The organism is Peribacillus sp. TE19612 (assembly GCF_056279465.1).
In genome coordinates, this window is sequence record NZ_JBWCCL010000010.1 from 49,581 (window position 1) to 71,069 (window position 21,489).

Annotated in this window: 25 protein-coding genes; 8 read left to right on the forward strand and 17 right to left on the reverse strand. The window is 42.8% G+C overall.

Going from position 1 to position 21,489, the window contains the following annotated elements; all coding sequences use genetic code 11:
• Position 1: 1 nt before the first annotated feature.
• The 3 genes from ACZ9AO_RS17900 to speE form a co-directional block, all read right to left on the reverse strand.
• Positions 2–442: a YwiB family protein gene (locus ACZ9AO_RS17900; RefSeq protein WP_048683553.1), complete on the reverse strand. Its 441-nt coding sequence runs from the start codon at positions 440–442 to the stop codon at positions 2–4.
• Between the two features lie 262 nt (positions 443–704).
• Positions 705–1,583, reverse strand: a complete 879-nt coding sequence (speB, locus tag ACZ9AO_RS17905; protein ID WP_053536907.1) for an agmatinase — start codon at positions 1,581–1,583, stop codon at positions 705–707.
• Between the two features lie 14 nt (positions 1,584–1,597).
• The gene (gene speE / locus ACZ9AO_RS17910) at positions 1,598–2,425 is read right to left on the reverse strand and encodes a spermidine synthase (protein ID WP_034315891.1); all 828 of its coding nucleotides are present in this window, start codon (positions 2,423–2,425) and stop codon (positions 1,598–1,600) included.
• A 207-nt stretch (positions 2,426–2,632) separates the two neighbouring features.
• On the opposite strand from speE, the gene ACZ9AO_RS17915 reads away from it, so the two are divergent.
• Positions 2,633–4,702 (forward strand): transglycosylase domain-containing protein, encoded by a 2,070-nt coding sequence (locus ACZ9AO_RS17915; RefSeq protein ID WP_476109647.1) that lies wholly within the window; start codon positions 2,633–2,635, stop codon positions 4,700–4,702.
• Positions 4,703–4,852: 150 nt separating this feature from the next.
• On the opposite strand, the gene ACZ9AO_RS17920 is transcribed toward ACZ9AO_RS17915, so the two are convergent.
• Entirely contained in the window at positions 4,853–5,362 is a 510-nt protein-coding gene (locus ACZ9AO_RS17920) for a YwhD family protein (protein ID WP_476109649.1), read from the reverse strand.
• A gap of 41 nt (positions 5,363–5,403) precedes the next feature.
• Positions 5,404–6,060 (reverse strand): site-2 protease family protein, encoded by a 657-nt coding sequence (locus tag ACZ9AO_RS17925; protein ID WP_476109815.1) that lies wholly within the window; start codon positions 6,058–6,060, stop codon positions 5,404–5,406.
• Between the two features lie 157 nt (positions 6,061–6,217).
• Here ACZ9AO_RS17925 and ACZ9AO_RS17930 point away from each other — a divergent pair, with 157 nt between their 5' ends.
• Positions 6,218–6,403 (forward strand): 2-hydroxymuconate tautomerase, encoded by a 186-nt coding sequence (locus ACZ9AO_RS17930; RefSeq protein WP_034315897.1) that lies wholly within the window; start codon positions 6,218–6,220, stop codon positions 6,401–6,403.
• A 29-nt stretch (positions 6,404–6,432) separates the two neighbouring features.
• Here ACZ9AO_RS17930 and ACZ9AO_RS17935 read toward each other — a convergent pair whose 3' ends face one another.
• The 3 genes from ACZ9AO_RS17935 to ACZ9AO_RS17945 all read right to left on the reverse strand — a co-directional run bounded on the left by ACZ9AO_RS17935 (position 6,433) and on the right by ACZ9AO_RS17945 (position 8,740).
• Positions 6,433–6,942 (reverse strand): YwgA family protein, encoded by a 510-nt coding sequence (locus tag ACZ9AO_RS17935; protein WP_034315899.1) that lies wholly within the window; start codon positions 6,940–6,942, stop codon positions 6,433–6,435.
• A 32-nt stretch (positions 6,943–6,974) separates the two neighbouring features.
• Positions 6,975–8,282, reverse strand: coding sequence for an HD domain-containing protein (locus ACZ9AO_RS17940; RefSeq protein WP_034315900.1), 1,308 nt, complete (start codon positions 8,280–8,282; stop codon positions 6,975–6,977).
• Positions 8,283–8,518: 236 nt separating this feature from the next.
• Positions 8,519–8,740 carry a YuzB family protein gene (locus ACZ9AO_RS17945; protein WP_048683566.1) on the reverse strand — a complete coding sequence of 74 codons (222 nt, stop codon included), beginning with the start codon at positions 8,738–8,740 and terminating at the stop codon, positions 8,519–8,521.
• Positions 8,741–9,010: 270 nt separating this feature from the next.
• On the opposite strand from ACZ9AO_RS17945, the gene ACZ9AO_RS17950 reads away from it, so the two are divergent.
• Positions 9,011–9,757, forward strand: a complete 747-nt coding sequence (locus tag ACZ9AO_RS17950) for an RsfA family transcriptional regulator (RefSeq protein ID WP_251541626.1) — start codon at positions 9,011–9,013, stop codon at positions 9,755–9,757.
• Between the two features lie 225 nt (positions 9,758–9,982).
• Here the strand turns inward: ACZ9AO_RS17950 and lipL are convergent, their stop codons facing one another.
• Together lipL and pta are read right to left on the reverse strand one after the other, a co-directional pair.
• The gene (lipL, locus tag ACZ9AO_RS17955; protein ID WP_063595694.1) at positions 9,983–10,831 is read right to left on the reverse strand and encodes an octanoyl-[GcvH]:protein N-octanoyltransferase; all 849 of its coding nucleotides are present in this window, start codon (positions 10,829–10,831) and stop codon (positions 9,983–9,985) included.
• Between the two features lie 34 nt (positions 10,832–10,865).
• Positions 10,866–11,852 (reverse strand): phosphate acetyltransferase, encoded by a 987-nt coding sequence (pta, locus tag ACZ9AO_RS17960; protein ID WP_476109653.1) that lies wholly within the window; start codon positions 11,850–11,852, stop codon positions 10,866–10,868.
• Positions 11,853–12,091: 239 nt separating this feature from the next.
• Between pta and hemQ the strand changes: the two genes are divergently transcribed.
• Together hemQ and gerQ are read left to right on the forward strand one after the other, a co-directional pair.
• Positions 12,092–12,841: a hydrogen peroxide-dependent heme synthase gene (gene hemQ / locus ACZ9AO_RS17965; protein WP_476109655.1), complete on the forward strand. Its 750-nt coding sequence runs from the start codon at positions 12,092–12,094 to the stop codon at positions 12,839–12,841.
• A 417-nt stretch (positions 12,842–13,258) separates the two neighbouring features.
• Complete coding sequence (gene gerQ, locus ACZ9AO_RS17970; protein WP_476109657.1) at positions 13,259–13,792, forward strand: spore coat protein GerQ; 534 nt, start codon at positions 13,259–13,261, stop codon at positions 13,790–13,792.
• A gap of 359 nt (positions 13,793–14,151) precedes the next feature.
• Here the strand turns inward: gerQ and ACZ9AO_RS17975 are convergent, their stop codons facing one another.
• The 3 genes from ACZ9AO_RS17975 to ACZ9AO_RS17985 all read right to left on the reverse strand — a co-directional run bounded on the left by ACZ9AO_RS17975 (position 14,152) and on the right by ACZ9AO_RS17985 (position 15,752).
• Positions 14,152–14,520, reverse strand: a complete 369-nt coding sequence (locus ACZ9AO_RS17975) for a DUF423 domain-containing protein (RefSeq protein WP_054398573.1) — start codon at positions 14,518–14,520, stop codon at positions 14,152–14,154.
• Between the two features lie 23 nt (positions 14,521–14,543).
• Positions 14,544–14,921: a YwdI family protein gene (locus ACZ9AO_RS17980; RefSeq protein WP_251541630.1), complete on the reverse strand. Its 378-nt coding sequence runs from the start codon at positions 14,919–14,921 to the stop codon at positions 14,544–14,546.
• A gap of 150 nt (positions 14,922–15,071) precedes the next feature.
• Positions 15,072–15,752, reverse strand: a complete 681-nt coding sequence (locus tag ACZ9AO_RS17985; protein WP_476109660.1) for a uracil-DNA glycosylase — start codon at positions 15,750–15,752, stop codon at positions 15,072–15,074.
• Between the two features lie 152 nt (positions 15,753–15,904).
• Here ACZ9AO_RS17985 and ACZ9AO_RS17990 point away from each other — a divergent pair, with 152 nt between their 5' ends.
• Both ACZ9AO_RS17990 and ACZ9AO_RS17995 read left to right on the forward strand, forming a co-directional pair.
• Positions 15,905–17,338, forward strand: coding sequence for a phospholipase D family protein (locus ACZ9AO_RS17990; protein ID WP_476109662.1), 1,434 nt, complete (start codon positions 15,905–15,907; stop codon positions 17,336–17,338).
• A 135-nt stretch (positions 17,339–17,473) separates the two neighbouring features.
• Entirely contained in the window at positions 17,474–17,821 is a 348-nt protein-coding gene (locus ACZ9AO_RS17995; RefSeq protein ID WP_053536921.1) for a YflT domain-containing protein, read from the forward strand.
• Between the two features lie 74 nt (positions 17,822–17,895).
• Here ACZ9AO_RS17995 and ACZ9AO_RS18000 read toward each other — a convergent pair whose 3' ends face one another.
• Genes ACZ9AO_RS18000 through mobA form a run of 4 tightly spaced genes read right to left on the reverse strand, consistent with a single transcriptional unit; the run spans position 17,896 to position 20,255 of the window.
• Entirely contained in the window at positions 17,896–18,915 is a 1,020-nt protein-coding gene (locus ACZ9AO_RS18000) for a MoeB/ThiF family adenylyltransferase (protein WP_476109664.1), read from the reverse strand.
• A gap of 24 nt (positions 18,916–18,939) precedes the next feature.
• A complete protein-coding gene (gene moaD, locus ACZ9AO_RS18005) occupies positions 18,940–19,173 on the reverse strand; it encodes a molybdopterin converting factor subunit 1 (protein WP_241589583.1) in 234 nt (77 codons plus the stop codon).
• Positions 19,166–19,630, reverse strand: a complete 465-nt coding sequence (locus tag ACZ9AO_RS18010; protein WP_476109667.1) for a molybdenum cofactor biosynthesis protein MoaE — start codon at positions 19,628–19,630, stop codon at positions 19,166–19,168. The genes moaD and ACZ9AO_RS18010 overlap by 8 nt, the downstream gene beginning before the upstream one ends.
• Positions 19,620–20,255 carry a molybdenum cofactor guanylyltransferase gene (gene mobA, locus ACZ9AO_RS18015; RefSeq protein ID WP_476109669.1) on the reverse strand — a complete coding sequence of 212 codons (636 nt, stop codon included), beginning with the start codon at positions 20,253–20,255 and terminating at the stop codon, positions 19,620–19,622. Before mobA ends, ACZ9AO_RS18010 begins: the two co-directional genes overlap by 11 nt.
• Before the next feature lie 370 nt (positions 20,256–20,625).
• On the opposite strand from mobA, the gene pdxK reads away from it, so the two are divergent.
• A complete protein-coding gene (pdxK, locus tag ACZ9AO_RS18020; protein WP_476109670.1) occupies positions 20,626–21,453 on the forward strand; it encodes a pyridoxine/pyridoxal/pyridoxamine kinase in 828 nt (275 codons plus the stop codon).
• Positions 21,454–21,489: the final 36 nt, after the last annotated feature.

A 21,489-nucleotide genomic window follows, 5' to 3' on the forward strand; every position in this document is an offset into this window, starting at 1 on the left:
GTTATGCTTCCTCCTTGTAGGAAATCGTCATCTCATATTGACCAGGTTCGCTTCCCTGCATATGTAACGTATATTTAAGGACAAGTTTCCCTTGCTTGGCCTGCTCATCCCATTGATGATGGATCTTCTTCGCGGTCGTCCGTAATCCTAACCTGCCATATATACTTTCGTAATGCCCATTTGTCGCTTCCTGCAGGCGGAAAAGCTGCCTCATTTTAATGGCACCATTTCTAAGCAGGATCGTTTCATCCGGTTTGTGTTTGATGGTCGTTTGTGTTTGACCGGTTTCATTTTCCTCTTTATATTGCAAATATAAATCTGCACCTTTATACATTTTTGTACCAAATGTGACCAGCTCATACGTTTCCGTTTCTGAACCGTGCTTGATTTTTGTCTGTAAAGTCACTTTAATAGCATGCTTATCTATATCATGAAGAGTCAAAGCTACACTTCCTTCATCATGTCGTTCTTAACTTTATAAGTATAAATATTCTTCAAGGAAGTTTCAACTTGGAGCGGAAAATAAAGTGTTAATCCAAAAGTGTGAGGATAAACTGTCGAAATCATGTTGTTGCAATCCATTTGATTTTAACGCAATAATGACTCATTGGGCGGAATTATTCAAAAAGGGCCATTAATTCTTATCCATGGATAAAAAAAGACCATTCCCGCTATAAAAACAGGAACAGTCAAGTCTTCCATCATTAACCTTTTTGAACCCATCCTAGAATCATTTCGCGAATCAGCTTGCTCGCCGTATTCGCAGTTTGCTCGGATGGATCATAGATCGGTGCCACTTCTACTAAATCGCAGCCGACCACATTAATTTCAGACCGTGCTATCTCATGAATCGAAGCTAAAAGCTCTTTGGAAGTGATGCCTCCACAATCTACGGTGCCTGTACCCGGCGCGTGCGCAGGGTCAAGAACATCGATGTCGATCGTCACATATACAGGACGGCCAGCTAACTGCGGCAATACTTCTTTCAAAGGTTCAAGGACTTCAAATTTAGAGATGTGCATGCCATTTTCTTTTGCCCATTGGAACTCTTCCTTCAAACCTGAACGAATGCCGAAAGAGTATACATTTTTCGGGCCGATAAGTTCTGCGGATTTACGGATGATGGACGCATGGGAAAGCGGCTCTCCCTCATAATCCTCACGTAAATCTGTATGGGCATCCATATGGATGATGGCCATATCGGGATACTTTTTGAACATGGCTTTGATGACAGGCCATGTGACAAGATGTTCCCCTCCCATACCCATTGGGAACTTACCTGCATCCAACAAGCTGTCGACAAAGTTTTCAATCATATCGATACTGCGCTGCGGATTGCCGAATGGTAATGGAATATCCCCGGCATCAAAGAATTTAACTTCCTCTAATTCACGATCTAAATACGGGCTGTACTCTTCCAAACCAATCGAAACTTCACGAATCCGGGTAGGGCCGAAGCGGGAACCCGGACGGAAACTTACCGTCCAGTCCATCGGCATGCCGTATAGCACAGCTTCAGATTCCTCAAAAACAGGGTGGCTTTTAATGAATACATTGCCAGAATAGGCTTCATCGAATTTCATGGTCCATGCCTCCCTTATTTCACTAAATCTTGAACGAATTTAGGCAGAACGAATGCTGCTTTATGAAGTTCTTTTGTATAATATTTAGTTTCCATTTCATGGAAACGATCTTCAGTCACTTCTAATGGATTATATTTTTTCGATCCGATCGTGAACGCCCAAAGGCCGCTTGGATACGTCGGGATATTCGCTAAATACAGGCTCGTGATTGGGAATATCTCTTTCACATCACGTTGTACATCGCGAATTAAGTCCGCTTTAAACCAAGGGTTGTCGGATTGTGCCACAAAAATCCCGTCTTCTTTCAAAGCTTTGGAAATCCCGGCATAAAAACCTTTTGTGAATAAATTGACAGCAGGTCCGACAGGTTCAGTTGAGTCAACCATGATCACGTCATATTCATTTTCACTTTTGGCGATGTGCATGAAGCCATCCCCAACTTGTACGTCTACACGCGGATCTTCAAGCATGCCTGCAATTTCCGGCAGGTATTTCTTTGAGTATTCGATGACTTTCCCATCGATATCCACCAATGTAGCTTTTTTTACGCTTGGGTGTTTAAGGATTTCACGGATAACTCCTCCGTCCCCTCCACCTACAACCAAAACGTTTTCTGGATTAGGATGGGTAAATAAAGGAACATGGGCTACCATTTCATGGTAAACGAATTCATCGCGCTGTGAAGTCATTACCATGTCATCCAGCAATAGCATATTGCCCCACTCTTCCGTTTCAATCATATCAAGCTTTTGAAACTCAGTTTGCTCCGTATGTAAAGTACGATTCACTTTCATCGTAATACCAAAGTTCTCTGTTTGTTTTTCAGTAAACCAAATGCTCATTTATTAACGCTCCTTTTCCATTTCATATTGTCAGTCACCTTATAGGTTCCCCAAAATCGGTATAGTCATTAGCTAGAAAAATTATAGACGAATCTAGCAGAATTGCAAGATAAATTTCTTAAATGCAGTTCTTATGTTTAAAATTTTCTTTTTTTTCCATAATAGTAATAGATACTAGATTCTTACCTGATAAGAGAGGTGAAAGCAATGGAATTGATTCCAAGCGAACGATTTAAAAGGACAACTAAATATGTACGGGCCTTCATTATCCTTGCCACAATCGGGCTGACAATACTCTTTGTATTGCTTCTCTCTTTACTGATTTATGCAAAAATATTAGGTCCGCCTCCTTTGGTCGTGCCGCAGTCCACTCTCTATTATAGTGATGATGGAAATGTGATCGGTGAAACAGATAATGGCCAGAAGCGTTATTGGGCCGGAATGGAGTCGATTTCACCACAGCTCATCAAAGCGACTGTCGCCGTTGAGGACCGCCAATTTTACACTCATTATGGATTTGATATAAAGCGGATCGGCGGTGCCATCCTTGCCGATATTAAGGCAATGTCCAAGGTCCAGGGTGCAAGCACCATTACCCAGCAGTATGCCCGGAACCTGTTTCTTGGGCATGACAAAACGTGGTCGCGTAAACTTAATGAGGCCTTTTATACGATACGTTTAGAAATGAACTACTCCAAAAAGGAAATTCTAGAAGGCTATTTAAATACGATTTACTATGGCCATGGTGCATATGGAGCCCAAGCTGCAAGTCAATATTACTTTGGCAAGGATGCCAAGGATTTGACTCTTCCTGAAGCGAGCATGCTGGCCGGAATACCAAAAGGGCCGTCAAACTATTCTCCATTGGATAACTTTGAAAAAGCGAAATCAAGGCAGAAAGTTGTCCTGCATTCCATGAAAAGCAAAAACTACGTTTCAGAAAAGGATATCGCGGAAGCGCTGCGAACATCCCTTACATTAAAAGGGGAACACGGAACGGTCACCAAGAAGACCGCTCCTTATTTCCAGGATGCCGTCAAGCAGGCTTTAAAATCTCAGCTTCATTTAGATGACCGGACGATCGAGCTCGGCGGCCTTAAGGTGTATACGACACTGGACGAAACCCAGCAGGATGCTGCTGAAGAGGTCCTTTCCAATACCATACCCAAGTCTTCAGGCATTCAAGCCTCGATAGTGGCAATGGATCCGGATACCGGGGAGGTCCGTGCGCTGGTCGGCGGTAAAGATTATTCCGAGTCTCCATTCAATCGGGCCACACAGGCCGTTCGCCAGCCTGGTTCAACCATGAAGCCATTGCTATACTATTCAGCGCTGGAGAATGGTTTCACACCGTCCACCACCTTGAAAAGCGAGACAACTACATTTTCTTTCGATGATGGTCACTCATCTTACACACCGCATAATTACAACCATCAATATGCGGAAGGCGAAATCACGATGGCTCAGGCCATTGCTCTTTCCGATAATATCTTCGCCGTAAAAACACATTTGTTCCTTGGGGAACAGTCATTGGTCGATACGGCGCGTCGATTCGGAATCACGGCAAAGATGGATGCGGTCCCTTCCCTGGCACTCGGTACGTCAGGTGTTAGGGCGATTGAAATGGTGAACGCATACAGCATTCTGGCTAACGGCGGCAAGAAGGTTGAACCCGTGTTTATCAAAAAGGTGGAAAATCAAAAAGGTGAAGTGATTTTTGATGAAAGGGAGAAACCGGAACAGATTCTGGATAAGGACAAGGCATTTGTCATGACCCAGATGCTTACAGGTGTTTTCGATGAAACGTTAAATGGCTATACGAAAGTGACCGGCAGCACCATCAGTTCCCGGCTGACCCGCCCATATGCCGGCAAATCAGGCTCCACCCCGACGGATAGCTGGATGATCGGTTACACACCGGAGCTTGTAGCAGGAGTATGGACTGGATATGACCAAGGCAAAAAGATCGAGATCCCTGCTGAAAAAGGCTATGCAAAGAAAATCTGGGCTTCCTATATGGAAAAGGGGCTAAAAGGTAAACCGGCAAAATCATTTAAGGAAACCGAAAATGTAATCGGGGTAAACGTGAATCCCGTAAGCGGAAAATTGGCCACAAAGGATTGTCCCGTCTCAAGAATGACTTATTATGTTAAAGGAACCGAGCCTGTCGAATACTGTGCCGAGCACTTTAAGGGTGAGAATCCGAAACATGCCCCAAAAGAAGAAGAACATAAAAAGGCCCCGTGGTACAAGAAAGTCTTAAAACCTTGGGGATAACGAAAAACCCCCGAAGCCTGCAGCGGCTTCGGGGGTTTTTCTGTCCTAGTTCCACAGTGACTAAACTGCTGTCTTTAAGTTTACTGATTTTATCGCTTTCCTACAAGTGCATTTTTCACTAAACTTAACATTTCATCCATCAAACGAGATTCAAACCGTCAATGACTCCTTCAGCTGATCTGAAGAACGCTCCCACATTCCCGCATCATGGTTTTTCAGGAAGTCTGCAAGTACACGTTTTGATTTATCGTCCATGTCCTCAACGATGATTTTTCGTTTTAGCGATTTATCCATCCGGTTAACATGCTCCGGGAGCGATTTGTAACCGCGTCTAATTGACCTGTCGACCGTCATTTCACATGCTGTCACACCTGCATAGTGCGGACCATTTTGAGTGGCTTCAATGGTCACCCAAACAAGCCAGTAAGGTTTGGCATTCGGGACTTCCCCTTTAGTCTTTAAAAACTTGATCCCTTTTTCCACTGCACTTCTTGCATGCATCGCTCCGATATCGACCTCTGCTTCACCCGCATCTACATCGATGATGACCGGGGAAATATTATCGAGCGTTAATACCCCTGCCCCATATCCGCCATGACCTTCTGTTGGGTCGTTTTTTATAATATTGAAGCCTACCTTTTTCTTTGGTTGTTCTTCCATGTTCATATCCCCCTTTATCGTTTGTCATTCCTTATTATTGGTTAAAAAAACAAAAGTGAAAAAAATTGACTCAAGGTGTCTCCCACAAACTTAGTACCAGTATCCAAAACCGGTCTAATTGTATATTGACTCAGCGGTGTGATGATCAGAATCAAAAAAATAAGGGAACCATATTGTTCATACTGGGTCATTTTTGCCCGCAAGTCTGCGGAAACAAGATCCTGAACGATCCTATAACCATCGAGAGGCGGCAGCGGTAACAGATTAAATACAAATAAAAGGATATTCAAGTTGATGAGCACCTCGAAGAATGGCTTAACGAAGAACGGTAAATCAGGTCCAACGCCTGCCGCCAGCAACCCGTAAAAAATTAAAAACCCCAAAAATGCAACAAGCAAATTACTGAACGGACCGGCAAAAGAGACGAGCACCCCTGCCAATTTTGGATTCTTGAAATGAAAACGATTGACCGGTACAGGTCTCGCCCAACCAAACCCGGCTATTAATATCAACAGAGTTCCGATCGGATCCAAGTGAGAAATCGGATTCAATGTGACTCTTCCTTCATTCTTAGCAGTCGGGTCACCGAACTTATAGGCCACATAAGCATGGGAAAATTCATGAACCGTAAATGCGATCAACAGTGACACAATGACATATGGAAGCATTTCCAAAGGATAAACCAAAAACCGTTCTATTTGATCAATGAATTCCATCGATAGCTTCTCCCCCATTGTTTATTACCGTTAGTATACATCAAAAGTTCAAGAAGTGAAAAAACTCTGACTTCCGTGTCTTGCAATTCTTTTTCCATTGTGAAACACTACAAGATAAGAGAGGAAGGGGGGAAAAGAGATGCCATATGTAACAGTTAAAATGCTTGAAGGCCGTACAGACGAACAAAAAAAGGCTTTAGTCGAAAAGGTGACTGCAGCCGTGACAGAAACAACTGGAGCACCAGCTGAAGCCGTGACGATTTTCATTGAAGAAATGTCAAAAAATCATTTAGCAGTAGCCGGTGTCCGTAAAAGCGATCTATAAGATTTACATAATGGGGAAAAGCTAAGCCATCAATTTGGCTTAGCTTTTGTTTTTAACTGCTCAATATATTCATATGCCTCATCAATTTCTTCAAGGGTATATTTTTGTTTGCTTTTCAGCGTAAAAATTTTCTCGGTGACTTCCTCTTTTTCAAGCGTGTCGAAGTATAGCACCGTTGAAACCAGCTCCAAAAACCGGGCATTCTGTTCGTTCATATCCTGTAAGCATGCCTCAAGTGCCGGCATCTCCACTTCCTGTATGGATAGGAAATCCTGGCCGGCATCCGTTATCGAATAACAATATTGATAATAGCCTGCTTTTTTTTCCCTTACTTCATTCAAGTAGCCCATTTCGCAGAGCTCTTCAATCCGTAAGGTCAACTCCTCCGAATACGGTCCATAAAAGTGAAACTGAAACTTTTCATGAAATGGGAAGGACAGCTTCTTCGCGATATAAACGATTTTTTGTAATTTTTTTCGACCCGAGATTTCACCGGCAGTAGAAATTGCATTGATAATGTTTGCATGATCCTTAAACAAGGCTCGTCACTCCTCACCAAAAATGTACCACTTTAATCCGATAGCTCCAAAAGCTTGCGGATCTGTTTTTTAATATTTTTCTTCGTAGATTCATCACGCAATAAATCCGCTGGATAATACAACTTATGATCCGTTCTTCTTTTCCCTGAAATTGCATCGACAATTTCGGATTCACGTGATAATTCACGAATTTCGCCATTATTTTTAAGCAAGTGAATCGGAAGTCTCTCCTCTTCCTCACCTGGCCGGTAAAAATCATACGGCAGATCTGATGAGGAATCGACGACAAGATAATAATCCGGATCGATGCCTGCCTTCTTGAATAGCGTCCTTAATTCCATCAATCTGTTCATTTGACTGTTCGACGGATGGAATTCCACATATTTAAATAGTTTACGGTTAACGAAGCGAGTGCATAAATCTTTTAAAATCGCATCGTTTTCCTCTTCCCATGCTTCGAAATAATAGAGCATCACCGATTCATCCATTTTCAAATAGTCCGTTAAAGTCACTTCTCCCTTGAACAATGAATAAAAATGGTGCGGTTCTTGAGCAAACTCATAACCGGATTCATATAAATGTTTCGCCCTATGTAGGATCTTGGTAAGTATGACCTCCGCACTTCTCGTAACTGGATGGAAATAAACCTGCCAATACATTTGGTAGCGACTCATGATATAATCCTCAACCGCATGCATCCCGCTCTGCTTTATGACGGCATGTTCTTCCCTTGGCCTCATCACACGCAAAAGCCTTTCCATATCGAAATGTCCATAACTCACGCCAGTGAAATAAGCATCACGCTGTAAATAATCCATTCTATCAGCATCGATCTGACTTGAAATCAGGCTGACTACTAATTTGCCTTTATAGGTTTTCGCGATGACTTCTGCCACTTTTTTTGGAAAATCACGCCCAACTCTAAGGAGGATCTTATTCACTTCCGTATCGCCGACGATTATCTGCTGCGTGAATTGCTCATGATCCAGATCAAACACTTTTTCAAAAGAATGAGAGAAAGGACCATGACCCAAATCATGCAGGAGGGCTGCGCACAAGGATAGTAACCGCTCCTCTGGTTTCCATTCCGGTCTGCCCTCGAAAACATCATCCACGATTCTCCGGACAATCTCATATACTCCAAGCGAATGGCTAAGCCGACTATGTTCCGCACCATGAAAGGTTAAATAAGTCGTTCCCAGCTGTTTGATCCTACGAAGCCGCTGGAATTCCTTCGTCCCTATTAAATCCCATATAACCCGGTCACGAACATGTATATATCGGTGCACCGGATCCTTGAATACTTTTTCTTCTTGTAATTTTTCGCCGGAATATCCCATGAACTACCCTCTTTTTCATAATCTCGATGCACTCATTATAGCGTGTTTTGACAAAAAACCCTAACTTCCACCTTGCTAGTAAGAGGGGGCATTTTGTAAGAAAACGGAAGTTCCAGTCTGGTTTTGTCTCGAAAATAAGGAAATAAAAAATCACCGCAGTGTGTCGAATCTGGGTGATGATTACTGGTTCCATATATCATTAAGAAATAATCCACTCTACCTATATATCATGGATCCTACTTTAGTTTTTTATTGATTTTATCTAGTAACTCGTCTTCTGTCGGTGCAGCAACCGGACGGTTATTGACAAAGGCAAAAGACTTCTTTCTGCCAGGACCGCAGTAGGATTGGCAGCCCACTTCAATTTTCGCGTCGGGATCAAGCTTTTCAAGACGCGGGATCAATGTTTTTATGTTTACCGCCAAGCAGTCATCGCACACTCTGAATTCATTGGACATCCTCCGGTCACCATCCTTTCCATGACAAACTGTATTTCATCCATTTATATGACTAAAGGGTATTTTACCGTTTCTACTTATGAATATCAAGAGGGCTGAATGATGTGAAAAATGATGTAATTAATCAAAAAACTAGTATCCTTTTAACCTTTTTGTATAAAAAATCCATATTTTGTCCAAAATGCTAGTAGAACACTCCATAAATCACTGCCACACGATATTTTATATAGTTATTTATTTTAAAAGTTACCAGAAAGGGAGTATGTAGAAATGAAGGTTCGTCAAGACGCCTGGACAGAAGAAGATGATTTGCTTTTGGCAGAAACGGTATTGCGCCATGTGCGGGAAGGCAGCACTCAGCTTAATGCTTTTGAAGAGGTAGGAGATAAGTTGAATCGCACCTCTGCAGCATGCGGATTCCGCTGGAATGCAGTCGTCCGCCATAATTATGATAAAGCACTATCCCTTGCCAAGAAACAGCGTAAGCAGCGGCAAAGGATCCTTGGAAAAGATCAAGGAGGGAAAAAACGGCTTCTTTATACACCGCCGTCCCCAACGATTTCCGACATAATGGTTCCCCATGTACAAGAAGAGGAACTAGAGTTGAAATCCGAAGTCGATACTACCAATTATGAAGCAGCAGAGGAATTCGTTGTGGCAGAAGCCCTCGCTCCTAAGGCACAGCACACACCAGTTACTTTGGAAACGGCCATGAGCCTTGATGCCGTCATCGCCTATTTGGAATCCATGAACGGCCGCATGCTTCAAGCCGAAGTATTAAAAACCGAAAATGAAAGATTGAAGCTTGAAATTAAAGGGCTGAAAAAGCGAAACGAAGATTTGGAGAATAAAATCAGCCACCTAGAACAAAACAGCGGGTTGATGCAGGAAGATTATGAAACTTTGATGAATATCATGAATCGAGCAAGAAAGCTGGTCTTGTTAGAGGAAGAGGAACGTCCGGCAACTAAGTTCAAGATGGACCGGAATGGCAATTTGGAAAAAATGGCCGAGTAATAAGATAATGTGGGGTTCTGTTATATAGATCAACCACATGCCAGAGGCCGTTTCACCCCTATTTATCCGAAAAAGGGAGCCAACAAGGCTCTTTTTTTCATTGTTTCAAGAAAGAAGGAATACTATCTCCGCCTATCATACAGTCCTTTTACAGTTTCAGTGAATGCTAAAGTCGTATTAAATGAAAGAAGCCATTCCTGACTTAATGGAACGGCTTCTTTCATATCAATCCTTTAATGCATCGAATACTTTATCATTGCGTTCGACCACTCTCGTCAAGTACGCCTCATACAGCGGCCATTCCTCAGCGGAAAGTGTGTCAGAGAATATCTTTTCGCTATGTTCCTTCAATACTTGAAGGAATCTGAGCATCACGTCTTGAACACTCAATTGCACACCCAACAATTCGGTTAGGGACGCCATTACCGAAGGGACGATATCAGGATAAGCGAATTTGGTTTCTGCATTTCCTTTAGCTGCATCATAAAAGCCCTTCACGAGACTGGCACGTTCAGCCCCGCTTCCATTGACACACAAATAGATTTGCACCGCTACGCCATTGCGGATCCTGCGTTGGGATATACCCGCAAACTTTTGCCCATTTATACTTAAATCATAACTGCCAGGACAATAGGAACCGACGATTTCCCGCGCCTCCATCTTGACTGGGAAATCGGAAAACATCAATTGGACAAGCTTCCACATCGCATCATATCCACGATTGATTTCAATTTTCTGCTCGTTTTCAGGAAAAATGAGCGAAAAATTAAGGACCCCCTCATCCAGGACGACTGCCAGCCCTCCCGAATTCCTCACGATGGCCCGGAAACCATGTTCTTCCAAATGATCCAAACCCTTTTTAAGAAAAGGCAACTTCGTATCCTGTATACCCATGACGATGGTTCGGTGGTGTACCCACGCCCTGGCTACGGCCGCTGATTTACCTGACCCAACGGAAGCGCAAAATGTATCATCCATCGCAAAGGACTCCAGAGCAGGAAACTGAGGTCCAACGGAAGATTGATCAATAATCCTCCACTCTTGCTGCATTAATAATGAATCTGTCTCACCCATACGAATCTCCCTCTACATTTAATCCTCAAGCTGTCTATTGATACTGCGCCAGAAACCCCTGTGCCGCTGTAATGACAGCCAGTTTATACACATCCTCTTCACTGCATCCCCTCGAAAGGTCATTCACCGGACGATTCAGCCCCTGAAGGATCGGACCGACCGCTTCGAAGCCACCCAAGCGCTGTACCATCTTATAGCTAATGTTCCCTGCTTCGAGACTTGGGAAAATAAAAACATTCGCATCCCCCTGAATAAGGGAATCCGGTGCTTTTTTCCTTGCCACAGAAGGAACGAAGGCCGCGTCAAACTGAAATTCCCCATCAAGAATGACTTCAGGGTCCATTTCTTTTGCCAAATCGACCGCATCAACCACTTTTAAGGTCTCGGGGGATGTTGCCGATCCCTTTGTGGAAAAGCTCAGCATCGCCACACGCGGTTCGATATCGAACATTAATGCAGTCTTCGCACTTTCTATAGCAATTTCAGCCAGGTCCTGGGAACTGGGGTTTATATTGATTGCACAATCCGCGAATACATATTTCTCTTCCTCCCGGACCATGATGAACACTCCCGAGGTTTTTTGGACGCCCGGCTTTGTTTTAATGATCTTTAAAGCTGGACGAACCGTATCGGCAGTTGAATGCGTTGCACCACTAACCATTCCATGTGCCAGTTTCATATGGACGAGCATGGTTCCAAAATAGTTCTCATCCGTTAAGATTTCACGTGCTTGCAGATCGGTCGCTTTACCATCACGGACCTTCACGAACGCTTCAACCATTTCATCCATCATGATATAATTCTTCGGATCATATATTTCGATTGCATCAAGGGAGATCTTTAAGTCTTTTGCCTTCTCTTGAATCAATCCGATATCCCCGATCAATACCGGTGTCACCAGTTTAGCTTGGGCAAGCCTGCCTGCAGCTCCCAAAATCCGTTCATCCAATCCTTCCGGAAAAACGATTTTTAAATTATGCCCCATAATTTTCGATTCCAATATTTCAAATAAATCACTCATTGGCTCTTCCTCCTTTTTAGATACGTTTCCCCCATTTTTTCTATATTTAACCATCCGGTAAAATCCATTGTCGTCTTCTTTTAAGAATACTCCAGCAGCCAGGTAAATTCCAGCCATCCGCAAATTTGAAAATATCAGAAACACCGAAAAACAGTGATGGTGTTTGCGGGTTGATATAAATTTCCTTATACTGAAACTATGCTATATTAAAGTTATAATAAGACTTAGGAGTGATTGTAATGAGTGAAGCAGCACAAACACTGGACGGCTGGTATTGTTTACATGATTTCCGCCTGATCGACTGGGCTTCTTGGAAAACGTTATCAAGTGACGAACGCCAATTGGCCATCTCGGAATTCCAAGGTTTACTGGATAAATGGAATATGACACAAAGCGACAATGAAGGCAGCCATGCCCTATATTCCATCGTTGGTCAGAAAGCGGACTTCATGCTTATGTTTGCCCGCCCAACCATGGAAGAATTGAATGCAATCGAAAACGAATTCAACAAAACGAAGCTTGCCGAATATACAATTCCCGCTTATTCATACGTTTCCGTCGTGGAATTAAGCAATTACTTAGCTGGCGGAGATAGTGAGGACCCATACCAGAACCCTCATGTTCGTTCAAGACTTTATCCGATACTGCCAAAAGCGAAACATGTATGCTTCTATCCAATGGACAAGCGTCGTGATGGCGATGATAACTGGTATATGCTTTCCATGGAAGAGCGCAAAGGCTTAATGCGTTCCCATGGCTTGATTGGCCGCAGTTATGCCGGTAAAGTAAAACAAATCATTTCGGGTTCTGTCGGTTTTGACGATTATGAATGGGGCGTGACTCTATTCGCAGATGATGTCCTTCAATTCAAAAAATTAATCTATGAAATGCGTTTTGATGAAGTGAGTGCACGTTACGCTGCATTTGGTTCTTTCTTTGTAGGAAATATCCTGCCTGAAGAAAATGTATCTTCATTCCTATACGTTTAAGACGAATGGCTTCCGGTTTCCGGAAGCTTTTTTTGCGTCCGCTCCTTTTTATTTTTCCCCGGCTGAGGAATAAATCCAATCCACATCCCATACATTTTCAATAGTGATGAAATTATTTTTTCACAGTCCCATTCAGCTTCAGGAAAATTGATCAAGGCAATTCCTGACTCCAGCGAGGTGAAGGAACGTTACTTCTATTCATTAGCCGGCAAGAGGATATGGCTTATATCATGAACGGCAGCAGCCGTTATGTATCGCTTAACATTCATTGTGGTTTTTTAAGCCACCCGGGGATTGTCCAGAAAACTTATACAATACTACCGGTCGCTATAAATCGCACTGTTTCTCCCAGTCCACACTCTCGGATTGTCCAAATTCCACAGCATCAACTAAACCTTGAATTCAGGAGGGAATGCAATGTCACAAAATAATCCTTATGGTAATTACCCGTACGGAGGAAGCCCCTATTATCCCTATGAGAATAACGAGCCTGAACTAAGGCAGCAGAATCCTAACCCGCAGCAAGGATACCAACAGCAAGGTTACCCGCAGCAAGGATACCAACAGCCATCATACCAGCCACAACAGCCCACTATGGCAGGCACGCCACAACAAATGCCGGTGACGATGGGTCAACCCCCTTCCGGACCACAGATACCTGGTATGCTTCCGGTCGAAGCGTCGTATATCGAGAACATCTTGCGTTTGAATAAAGGGAAATTAGCCACTGTTTATACCACGTTTGAAAACAACCAGGAATGGAATGCCATGATCTTCAAAGGAATCATCGAGGCTGCAGGACGCGATCATCTAATCATAAGCGATCCTCAAACGGGAAAACGATACTTAATCCCGATGGTATACTTAGATTATATAACGTTTGATGAAGAAATCGAATATGACTATCCATTTGGAGGCGGCGCTGGGCTTACCACCTATTCGCCAAGGTAAAAAAATCCAATAAAGAAAAGAGCCTCAGAATCTATTTGATTTTGAGGCTCTTCTTATATTGGCATGACTTTTTCCAAAAAAGGCTGACCCAAAAGGATCAGCTCAGTTTGTAGAGGTTCGGAAAACATTCTTTCATCAAATGATGTTCCAAACCAACACCTTCAACTCATCAGGGATGGTTTCTATCTATATATAATAACAAAGTTGATTGGAGAAAAAGGTGCGAGCCGAGGAGGCTCCAGGACCGCCTCTGGATAAGCGAGTGCCTGCAGCGGTAATGTACGTCCAAATTGTACAAGCCATAAAAAAACTGCAGGCAAACTCGATTTCTTCGAATTTGTCTGCAGCCTCAGCTGTCCTTACAAGTATTTATACGCAGCAATGATCATTAAGACCCAAGCAACCAAGAAAGAAACTCCGCCAAGCGGTGTGATGGCACCAAGGACTTTGATTTGCGTAACGCTTAGAACGAACAGGCTTCCGGAAAACAGGATAATTCCTATTAGCATAAGCCAGCCGGACCAGTTGATTAGCGGACTAGAAATTTTCCCAGCCAATAAACCGAGTACCAATAAACCCACCGCGTGGAACATTTGATATTGAACAGCGGTTTGCCAAGTTTCCAAATATTTATCAGGAATTTTTCCTTCCAGTCCGTGGGCACCGAATGCACCAAGTGCCACAGCAATAAACCCATTCAATGCACCTAAAATGATGAATAGTTTCAATTATTTCGCTCCCCTTCCCTCATTTAAAAATCGAACAAGGACTCCCCATTGGCCTCATCCATTTTAACCGGTTCTACATTCGGTGTAGCCGACATGACGGGCTGGGTCAATGTGATTGGCTTCTGTATGCTGATGTTCGAAGCTTTTTCATCAACCATCACTTCACAAAGGGATTTTATGGCCATTACATACCCTTGCACCTTATCCTCTGAATTTGCCTGTTTCGCTTTTAAAACAAGCTCTTCGATTTTATCTAACATTTGTCTTGATGAAATATCCAACTTTACCACCTCGTCTATATACAGGTCAAAACTATCATAACTAGCATAGCAAAAATCAGAGAAGAAAACACCTTGCATATTTCCTACCTTTTCATTGGCTTGGCTTGAAATTTCAAGCATGGCTTCCCTGAAGAATGAAAGACATCAAGAGAAGGCTGGTTTGATGTTTTGAATTGAAAAGCACGGCAGCCTTTTGGAAAACTGAGATCCCAAGTTATATAGAAATGACGGCACGCCATACAATTCACCCGTTTCGTTTTCTTGCTGATATCATCGGTTTGGGATTTTCCAATCAATTGGAGATTTCCCCATTTCCATCAGCAATTGATTTGTTTTGGAAAATGGTTTTGTGCCAAAGAAACCACGGGACGCCGACAGCGGACTTGGATGTACCGACTTAATGATTTTATGGCGGGCTTCATCAATCAAAGGGATTTTGGTTTGAGCGGGTTTCCCCCACAGGATGAATACAACCGGTTTCGGACGTTCATTCAATAGGCGAATAACTTGATTCGTAAAGATTTCCCATCCTTTTCCGCGGTGTGAGTGCGCCTCTCCCTCACGGACAGTCAAGACGGTATTCAATAGAAGCACTCCCTGTTTTGCCCATTCGACCAGGTAACCATTATCCGGAACCTCATAGCCAAGATCGGTGTTTAACTCTTTAAAGATATTTCTTAAAGAGGGCGGGATGCGAACCTCCGGCTTGACTGAAAAACTAAGGCCATGTGCCTGACCCTGGCCATGGTATGGGTCCTGTCCAAGGATGACAACCTTTACATCTTCAAAAGGAGTATAGTGAAGCGCATTGAAAATATCGTCCTGATCCGGATGAATGACTTGCTGACTGTACTCTTGCTTTATAAATCCCCATAGCTCCTGGTAATATTCTTTTTTGAATTCCTCTTTCAATAGAGGCCACCAATCATTTGTCAATAACTGCTTTTCCATTTGCCACAGCCCCTTTTCCACTTTTTGAAACTATATTATATCAAACTTAATCGCCTTGCCTTTTCCATAGATTACGATTTATGTTTCTATATACCCCAAAAGTGGGAAAATAGAAAGTTAGCAAGCAATTTAACCATGTTGGAGGGTTCCCTATGAAAAAATGGTACAAAAGAAAACGATTTTATCTGCTTGTCAGCATTTTGATCGTCATTGCAATCGTCATTGCCTATAACAGCTACAAGCCACTTCCCGATGGCATTTCTTATGAAGGGAAGGTTCATCATGTCGAGGATATCGATTTCATCTATGACCTCTCCTACCACGATGAACAAGGGAATCAGCAACATGAGCAGCGAATTTTCCAAACTATAAATCAAGCGATAGAAGAGGCTGATTCTTATATCGTAATCGATATGTTTTTGTTTAATGCTTTTTATGATGAAAAGATAAACTTCCCGAAGTTAACCGAGACCCTGAAGGATAATCTGGTGAAACAGAAGAAAAGGAAACCTGACCTCCAGATTATATTCATTACTGATGAAGTGAATACTTCCTATAATGCCTACCAGTTAGAGGCATTGGAAACGATGAAGAAAAATGGAATTGATGTCATTGTTACCAACTTAGACCGCCTCCGGGATCCGAATCCTCTCTATTCAGGTGTGTATCGGACCTTTTTCCAATGGTTCGGTGAAAGCGGGAAAGGCTGGATTGTCAATCCAATGGCTAAAAGCGCACCAAAGGTCACCTTGCGTTCTTATCTTAGATTGATGAATATCAAAGCCAATCACAGAAAAGTGGTCGCGACTGAAAAAACGGCCATCATCTCATCTGCCAATCCTCATGACGCAAGTGGCTTCCATTCCAATATTGCCTTCCAGATGGACGGGAATATCATCGGCGATTTCGTTAAAGCCGAAGAAGCCGCTTCGAAATTCTCGGGAGGTCCAAAGTCATTTCCTGAGTTCAAGGAGAAATCAGCAGATAAAGGGCCGATATCGGTACAACTGCTAACGGAAGGAAAAATCAATAAACATGTCCTAAAGGCAATTAAGGATGCTGAAAATGGTGACAAGATCCATCTTGCCATGTTCTACATTGCCGATCGCGAGGTTGTCGAGGCATTAACGGATGCAGCTAAACGGGGTGTGAAGATTGAAATGATATTGGATCCGAATCAAAACGCATTCGGAAGTGAAAAAATCGGGCTGCCCAATCTTCCGGTTGCCGCCGAATTCGAAAAACTGGGGGATGAAAACATCTCGATCCGCTGGTACAAAACAGAAAAAGAACAGTTCCATACAAAGTTGATGATGATTCAAAAGGCTAATGAAACGGTTATCCTTGGAGGATCGGCTAATTATACTTCACGAAATCTAGATGACTATAACCTTGAAGCGAATGTTGAAATCCATGCTCCAAATGATGCGGACGTTTCCAAGGATGTCGACAGCTATTTCCATAGACTCTGGACAAATCAAAACGGAACATACACGGTGGATTACAGTGAATACCAAAAGAAACTGCCTGTCTTCAAATACTTGACCTACCGCATACAGAAGGTATTCCGCTTCACCACTTACTAAATATTCTTTGAGATAAATGTTTAACAGGGCCCAAATGAGGTTATATACTACTATAGCCAATCAGCAACTGTAATAAGCAAGATTCCATTTACCTATATTCAAGAGATTCTTAATGAAATTCAAGGAGGAGTTTATATGTATCAAGTACATGTAGTAGAAAACGGTTTACAAGCAAAGGAAAAAATCGATGAATTAGTTACATCAGGTTATACGAAAGACGATGTATATTTGTTTGCCCATGATAAAACCCGTTCTAAACACCTTACCGAGAATACAAATACAGAAGGTGTAGGCATGAAGGAACAAGGTTTCCTTGATACCGTCGGAAATCTCTTTAAATCTCGCGGAGATGAACTTCGTAATCGAATGAGTAACCTTGGCCTTAGTGATATGGAGGCAGAGCGTTACGAGGAAGTTCTTGACGAAGGAAAAGTAGTCATCGTTGCTTCCAAACAAGATAACAAAGACGGGGTCACACACTAAAACCCGTACCATTACCCTATATGGAATCATAAAAAACGAGGCCCCAAACCTGGGGCCTCGTTTTTTTATGATCATTATCCCAGGATGCTTTGGTACGCGGCCTTTGCATGGACCATATCCTTCGTACCGTGGATCAACGCCCGGCCATCCTTGAAAATGACGATACGCTCCCCGGCTTTTTCACAGGAGAGAAGGAATGGATTGAATTTCACCAAATAACCGCTGCCGTCCAGATCCTTGGCTAGTTTCTCAAGTTGCAGTTTCAAAGGTTTTGGCGGTCTTACCTGTACAGTGTCCCTCCCGCAAAGAACAGCCGTTTTCGTTGCATTTTCCATTGTTAAAAATGGGTATGTCCTCTGCTCTCCGCATGAGAGACAATCTTTCTTTTTCGCTTTTGTCAATTTAACGGTTTGGTATTGATTTCTCCAAAGATCAAAAGAAACAAGTGCAGGCCGCACCGATTCCCAATCTTCAACAAGGATTTTCAAAGCCTCGGCAGTTTGGTGTGCCACGACCATCGTAACAGCTGGTGATATGATCCCTCCTGTGTCACAGGTCATTCCTTGAATCGGGATCGCTTTAAGCAAACAGTGCAAACATGGAGTCTGCCCGGGAAGGATCGTCAAAGTCATGCCCACGCTCCCCACACATGCCCCATAAATCCATGGTATATGAAGCTTTTGTGATAAATCATTAATAATCATCCGTGTCTCAAAATTGTCGGTTGCATCCAATATCAAATCAACATCACCAAGCAGCTGTTCGAGATTCTGGGCAGTTGCGTCCATGATGATGGCATTCACTTCAACTTCATGGTTGATATCCAATAAATGACGCTTTGCCGCCTCTGCTTTTGGCAGTTTCTCCTCGACATCCCGTTCCGTATACATTTGTTGGCGCTGTAAATTACTGGTCTCGACATAATCCCTGTCGACAATGGTAAGCTTCCCTACTCCTGCACGAGTAAGGGCCTCGGCATTAGCAGATCCCAAAGCCCCTGCACCAAGAAGCAAGACATGCTTCTTCATAATTTTCAATTGGCCCCCTTCACCAACGGGGGCGAATAAAGTCTGCCTTGAATATCGCTCTTTCACCGTGATCCCTCCCTTCCGGACGCTTCACCCTCCACTTACTGGCGGAATGAAAGCAACTGTATCTCCATCAGATAAAATCGTGTCATCATCGGCAAATTCCTCATTGACCGCTGTCATCACGGTTTCAAGACCTTCCAATTGAAAATCCACCTTCATCTTTCCTTTTAGCTCCGCCACACTCATTCCATTTCCTTCTATAGAAAGAGTCTCTTTGCCTAGCTCATCTTTCAATTGGGCAAATAAAAGTACATTAATCATCAATATCCCCCTCTTCCGGTTTCCCCGATGGATATGAAATGGTTTCCAACTGGTTTCCTACCCATGTCTCCCCATCTTCCCAGTGTTCTTTTTTCCAAATCGGGACGATTTCTTTAATTCTTTCAATCGCATACCTATTTGCCTCATATGCATCATTTCGGTGAGGCGTACTAACAGCAATAACGACTGCGATATCCGTGATTTCAAGTTTACCTACACGATGGGTGATCGCCGTTTCTGCATCAGGCCAACGCTCCTTGATCTCAGATCCGATTTGCTCCAATTTCTTGATGGCCATCGGTTCATACGCTTCGTATATTAAGAAGAGAGTCTTTTTTCCTTTCGTCATTTCCCTCACCGTACCAATAAAGGTCGTGACGGCACCTGCATTTCGACTGACTACTTTATCAATCACTTCCTGGATTTCAATCGGCTCTTTTGAAATATTATAATTCATGTCTACCATCCTTTATATATAATTCAGTTTGATCAATATAACCTGCCTCTTGATAATCTTCCATCGTATTCATATTGAAAAAAAGGTATTGAAAATGTTCAGGATTTTCGCGATATAACGTAAAGTCGGTTTCTTTCATGATTTTCACCGAAATCTTTTCCAAAAATAGACTCATTTTCAATTCATGTTTTAATAAACACTCCGTCAGTACAGGAAGACACCTTTTATGGTAAACAGCAAAAAGCGGCTGGAGCCTGCCATTTATTTCTGGAATGACAGCATCGAATTGAGGTTCATAATGGGAAATGATATCCTTTATGGCATCAGCATTCACAAACGGCATATCACAGGCTGCAAGGAACTGAAGCTCCGTTTTCGATGAGGTCAACCCTGCATGCAATCCGCCAAGAGGTCCTTGATCTTTATGTAAATCCGGAATGAGCGGAAGTTGCAGAAAATGATATTCTTCAAATGTATTCGTAATGACCATAATGTTTTCTGACACCTTTTTCAATTCGGATGCCACTCTTGAAATGTTCACAACGCCGCCTACGGTCAAAAGTGCCTTATTCACGCCCATACGGCTTGATTTCCCGCCAGCTAAAAGCAACATGGTCCATTCCATAGAAATCAACCTCCCTTTTTTGGGTTTAATCCAGCATCGAACGGAAAAGCTATACTAATGTGTCTCCACTATATTTAAATATTTTAAATCAACTTTGAAAATAATGACACTTTCACAAACTTTGCTTTGTATATCAAAAAATGGAAAGTAGGATCAAAAGCTAAAAAGCAGCCCACCCACCCATTTTATATTCTTATTTCCAGGTCCGAAAAATGACACATGCGTGGCCATTCCATTACCTTTCTTAAGGTACTCATATTAATGTGAAAACTAAGTTTTACATAAAAGAAATTTTGGTATATTCTAAAAATAGGATATTAACTGGTATGCTGATAATATCGATATCTAATTCTCCTGAGGAGGTCACATAATGACTATGAAAAGAGCAATGACAGTTGCCGGATCGGATTCGAGCGGCGGTGCCGGTCTTCAAGCGGATTTAAAGACATTCCAAGAATTCGGCGTTTACGGTATGTCCGCATTAACGACAATCGTGACGATGGATCCAAAGAATGGCTGGTCCCATAATGTATTCCCTACACCGGTCGAGGTTTTGGAAGCCCAAATCGAAACGATTCTATCAATCGGCATTGATGCCATGAAAACGGGAATGCTTGGATCAGTGGAAATCATTGAACTTGTTGCCCGTAAAATAGACGAGTTGAAGCTGGACAAGGTCGTAATCGATCCAGTCATGGTATGTAAAGGTGAAGATGAAGTATTGCACCCTGAAACGGCTGTAGCTCTGCGCGAACTGCTTGTACCACGTGCAACTGTAGTCACGCCAAACCTGTTCGAGGCCGCTCAGTTAGCGGGCACTGCGCCTATCAAGACGATTGACGATATGAGGGCTGCAGCCGAAAAGATTCATGCACTTGGTGCAAAATTTGTCTTGATCAAAGGCGGTAATAAGCTGGATCATGATAAAGCCATTGACCTTTTATATGATGGAACTGAATTTGAAATCCTTGAATCAGAAAAAATCGAAACGACCAATACACATGGTGCCGGCTGTTCATCTTCAGCAGCCATTACGGCTCAATTGGCTGAAGGGAAAAGCCCGCGTGAGGCTATTCTCATTGCTAAAGACTTCATCACCGAGGCCGTTCGCCATTCTTGGAAGATGAATGACTATGTTGGACCTGTCAATCATGGTGCATACCATAAATATGGAATCGCTGAAAAAACACAAAAATAAAACATCAAGTTTAAAGGCCGCTCAAATTCATCGAGC

Excerpts from the sequence above, each read along its gene's own strand:
- ACZ9AO_RS17950 (WP_251541626.1), top strand. The coding sequence starts at position 9,011 with ATGAAGGTTCGTCAAGACGCCTGGACAGAAGAAGATGATTTGCTTTTG.
- speB (WP_053536907.1), bottom strand. The coding sequence starts at position 1,583 with ATGAAATTCGATGAAGCCTATTCTGGCAATGTATTCATTAAAAGCCAC.
- hemQ (WP_476109655.1), top strand. The coding sequence starts at position 12,092 with ATGAGTGAAGCAGCACAAACACTGGACGGCTGGTATTGTTTACATGAT.
- pta (WP_476109653.1), bottom strand. The coding sequence starts at position 11,852 with ATGAGTGATTTATTTGAAATATTGGAATCGAAAATTATGGGGCATAAT.
- ACZ9AO_RS17995 (WP_053536921.1), top strand. The coding sequence starts at position 17,474 with ATGTATCAAGTACATGTAGTAGAAAACGGTTTACAAGCAAAGGAAAAA.
- ACZ9AO_RS17990 (WP_476109662.1), top strand. The coding sequence starts at position 15,905 with ATGAAAAAATGGTACAAAAGAAAACGATTTTATCTGCTTGTCAGCATT.
- gerQ (WP_476109657.1), top strand. The coding sequence starts at position 13,259 with ATGTCACAAAATAATCCTTATGGTAATTACCCGTACGGAGGAAGCCCC.
- ACZ9AO_RS17980 (WP_251541630.1), bottom strand. The coding sequence starts at position 14,921 with ATGCTTGAAATTTCAAGCCAAGCCAATGAAAAGGTAGGAAATATGCAA.
- speE (WP_034315891.1), bottom strand. The coding sequence starts at position 2,425 with ATGAGCATTTGGTTTACTGAAAAACAAACAGAGAACTTTGGTATTACG.
- ACZ9AO_RS17940 (WP_034315900.1), bottom strand. The coding sequence starts at position 8,282 with ATGGGATATTCCGGCGAAAAATTACAAGAAGAAAAAGTATTCAAGGAT.
- ACZ9AO_RS17915 (WP_476109647.1), top strand. The coding sequence starts at position 2,633 with ATGGAATTGATTCCAAGCGAACGATTTAAAAGGACAACTAAATATGTA.
- ACZ9AO_RS17920 (WP_476109649.1), bottom strand. The coding sequence starts at position 5,362 with ATGGAAGAACAACCAAAGAAAAAGGTAGGCTTCAATATTATAAAAAAC.
- pdxK (WP_476109670.1), top strand. The coding sequence starts at position 20,626 with ATGACTATGAAAAGAGCAATGACAGTTGCCGGATCGGATTCGAGCGGC.
- ACZ9AO_RS17930 (WP_034315897.1), top strand. The coding sequence starts at position 6,218 with ATGCCATATGTAACAGTTAAAATGCTTGAAGGCCGTACAGACGAACAA.
- lipL (WP_063595694.1), bottom strand. The coding sequence starts at position 10,831 with ATGGGTGAGACAGATTCATTATTAATGCAGCAAGAGTGGAGGATTATT.
- ACZ9AO_RS18010 (WP_476109667.1), bottom strand. The coding sequence starts at position 19,630 with ATGAATTATAATATTTCAAAAGAGCCGATTGAAATCCAGGAAGTGATT.
- mobA (WP_476109669.1), bottom strand. The coding sequence starts at position 20,255 with ATGGAATGGACCATGTTGCTTTTAGCTGGCGGGAAATCAAGCCGTATG.
- ACZ9AO_RS17945 (WP_048683566.1), bottom strand. The coding sequence starts at position 8,740 with ATGTCCAATGAATTCAGAGTGTGCGATGACTGCTTGGCGGTAAACATA.
- ACZ9AO_RS17985 (WP_476109660.1), bottom strand. The coding sequence starts at position 15,752 with ATGGAAAAGCAGTTATTGACAAATGATTGGTGGCCTCTATTGAAAGAG.
- moaD (WP_241589583.1), bottom strand. The coding sequence starts at position 19,173 with ATGATTAATGTACTTTTATTTGCCCAATTGAAAGATGAGCTAGGCAAA.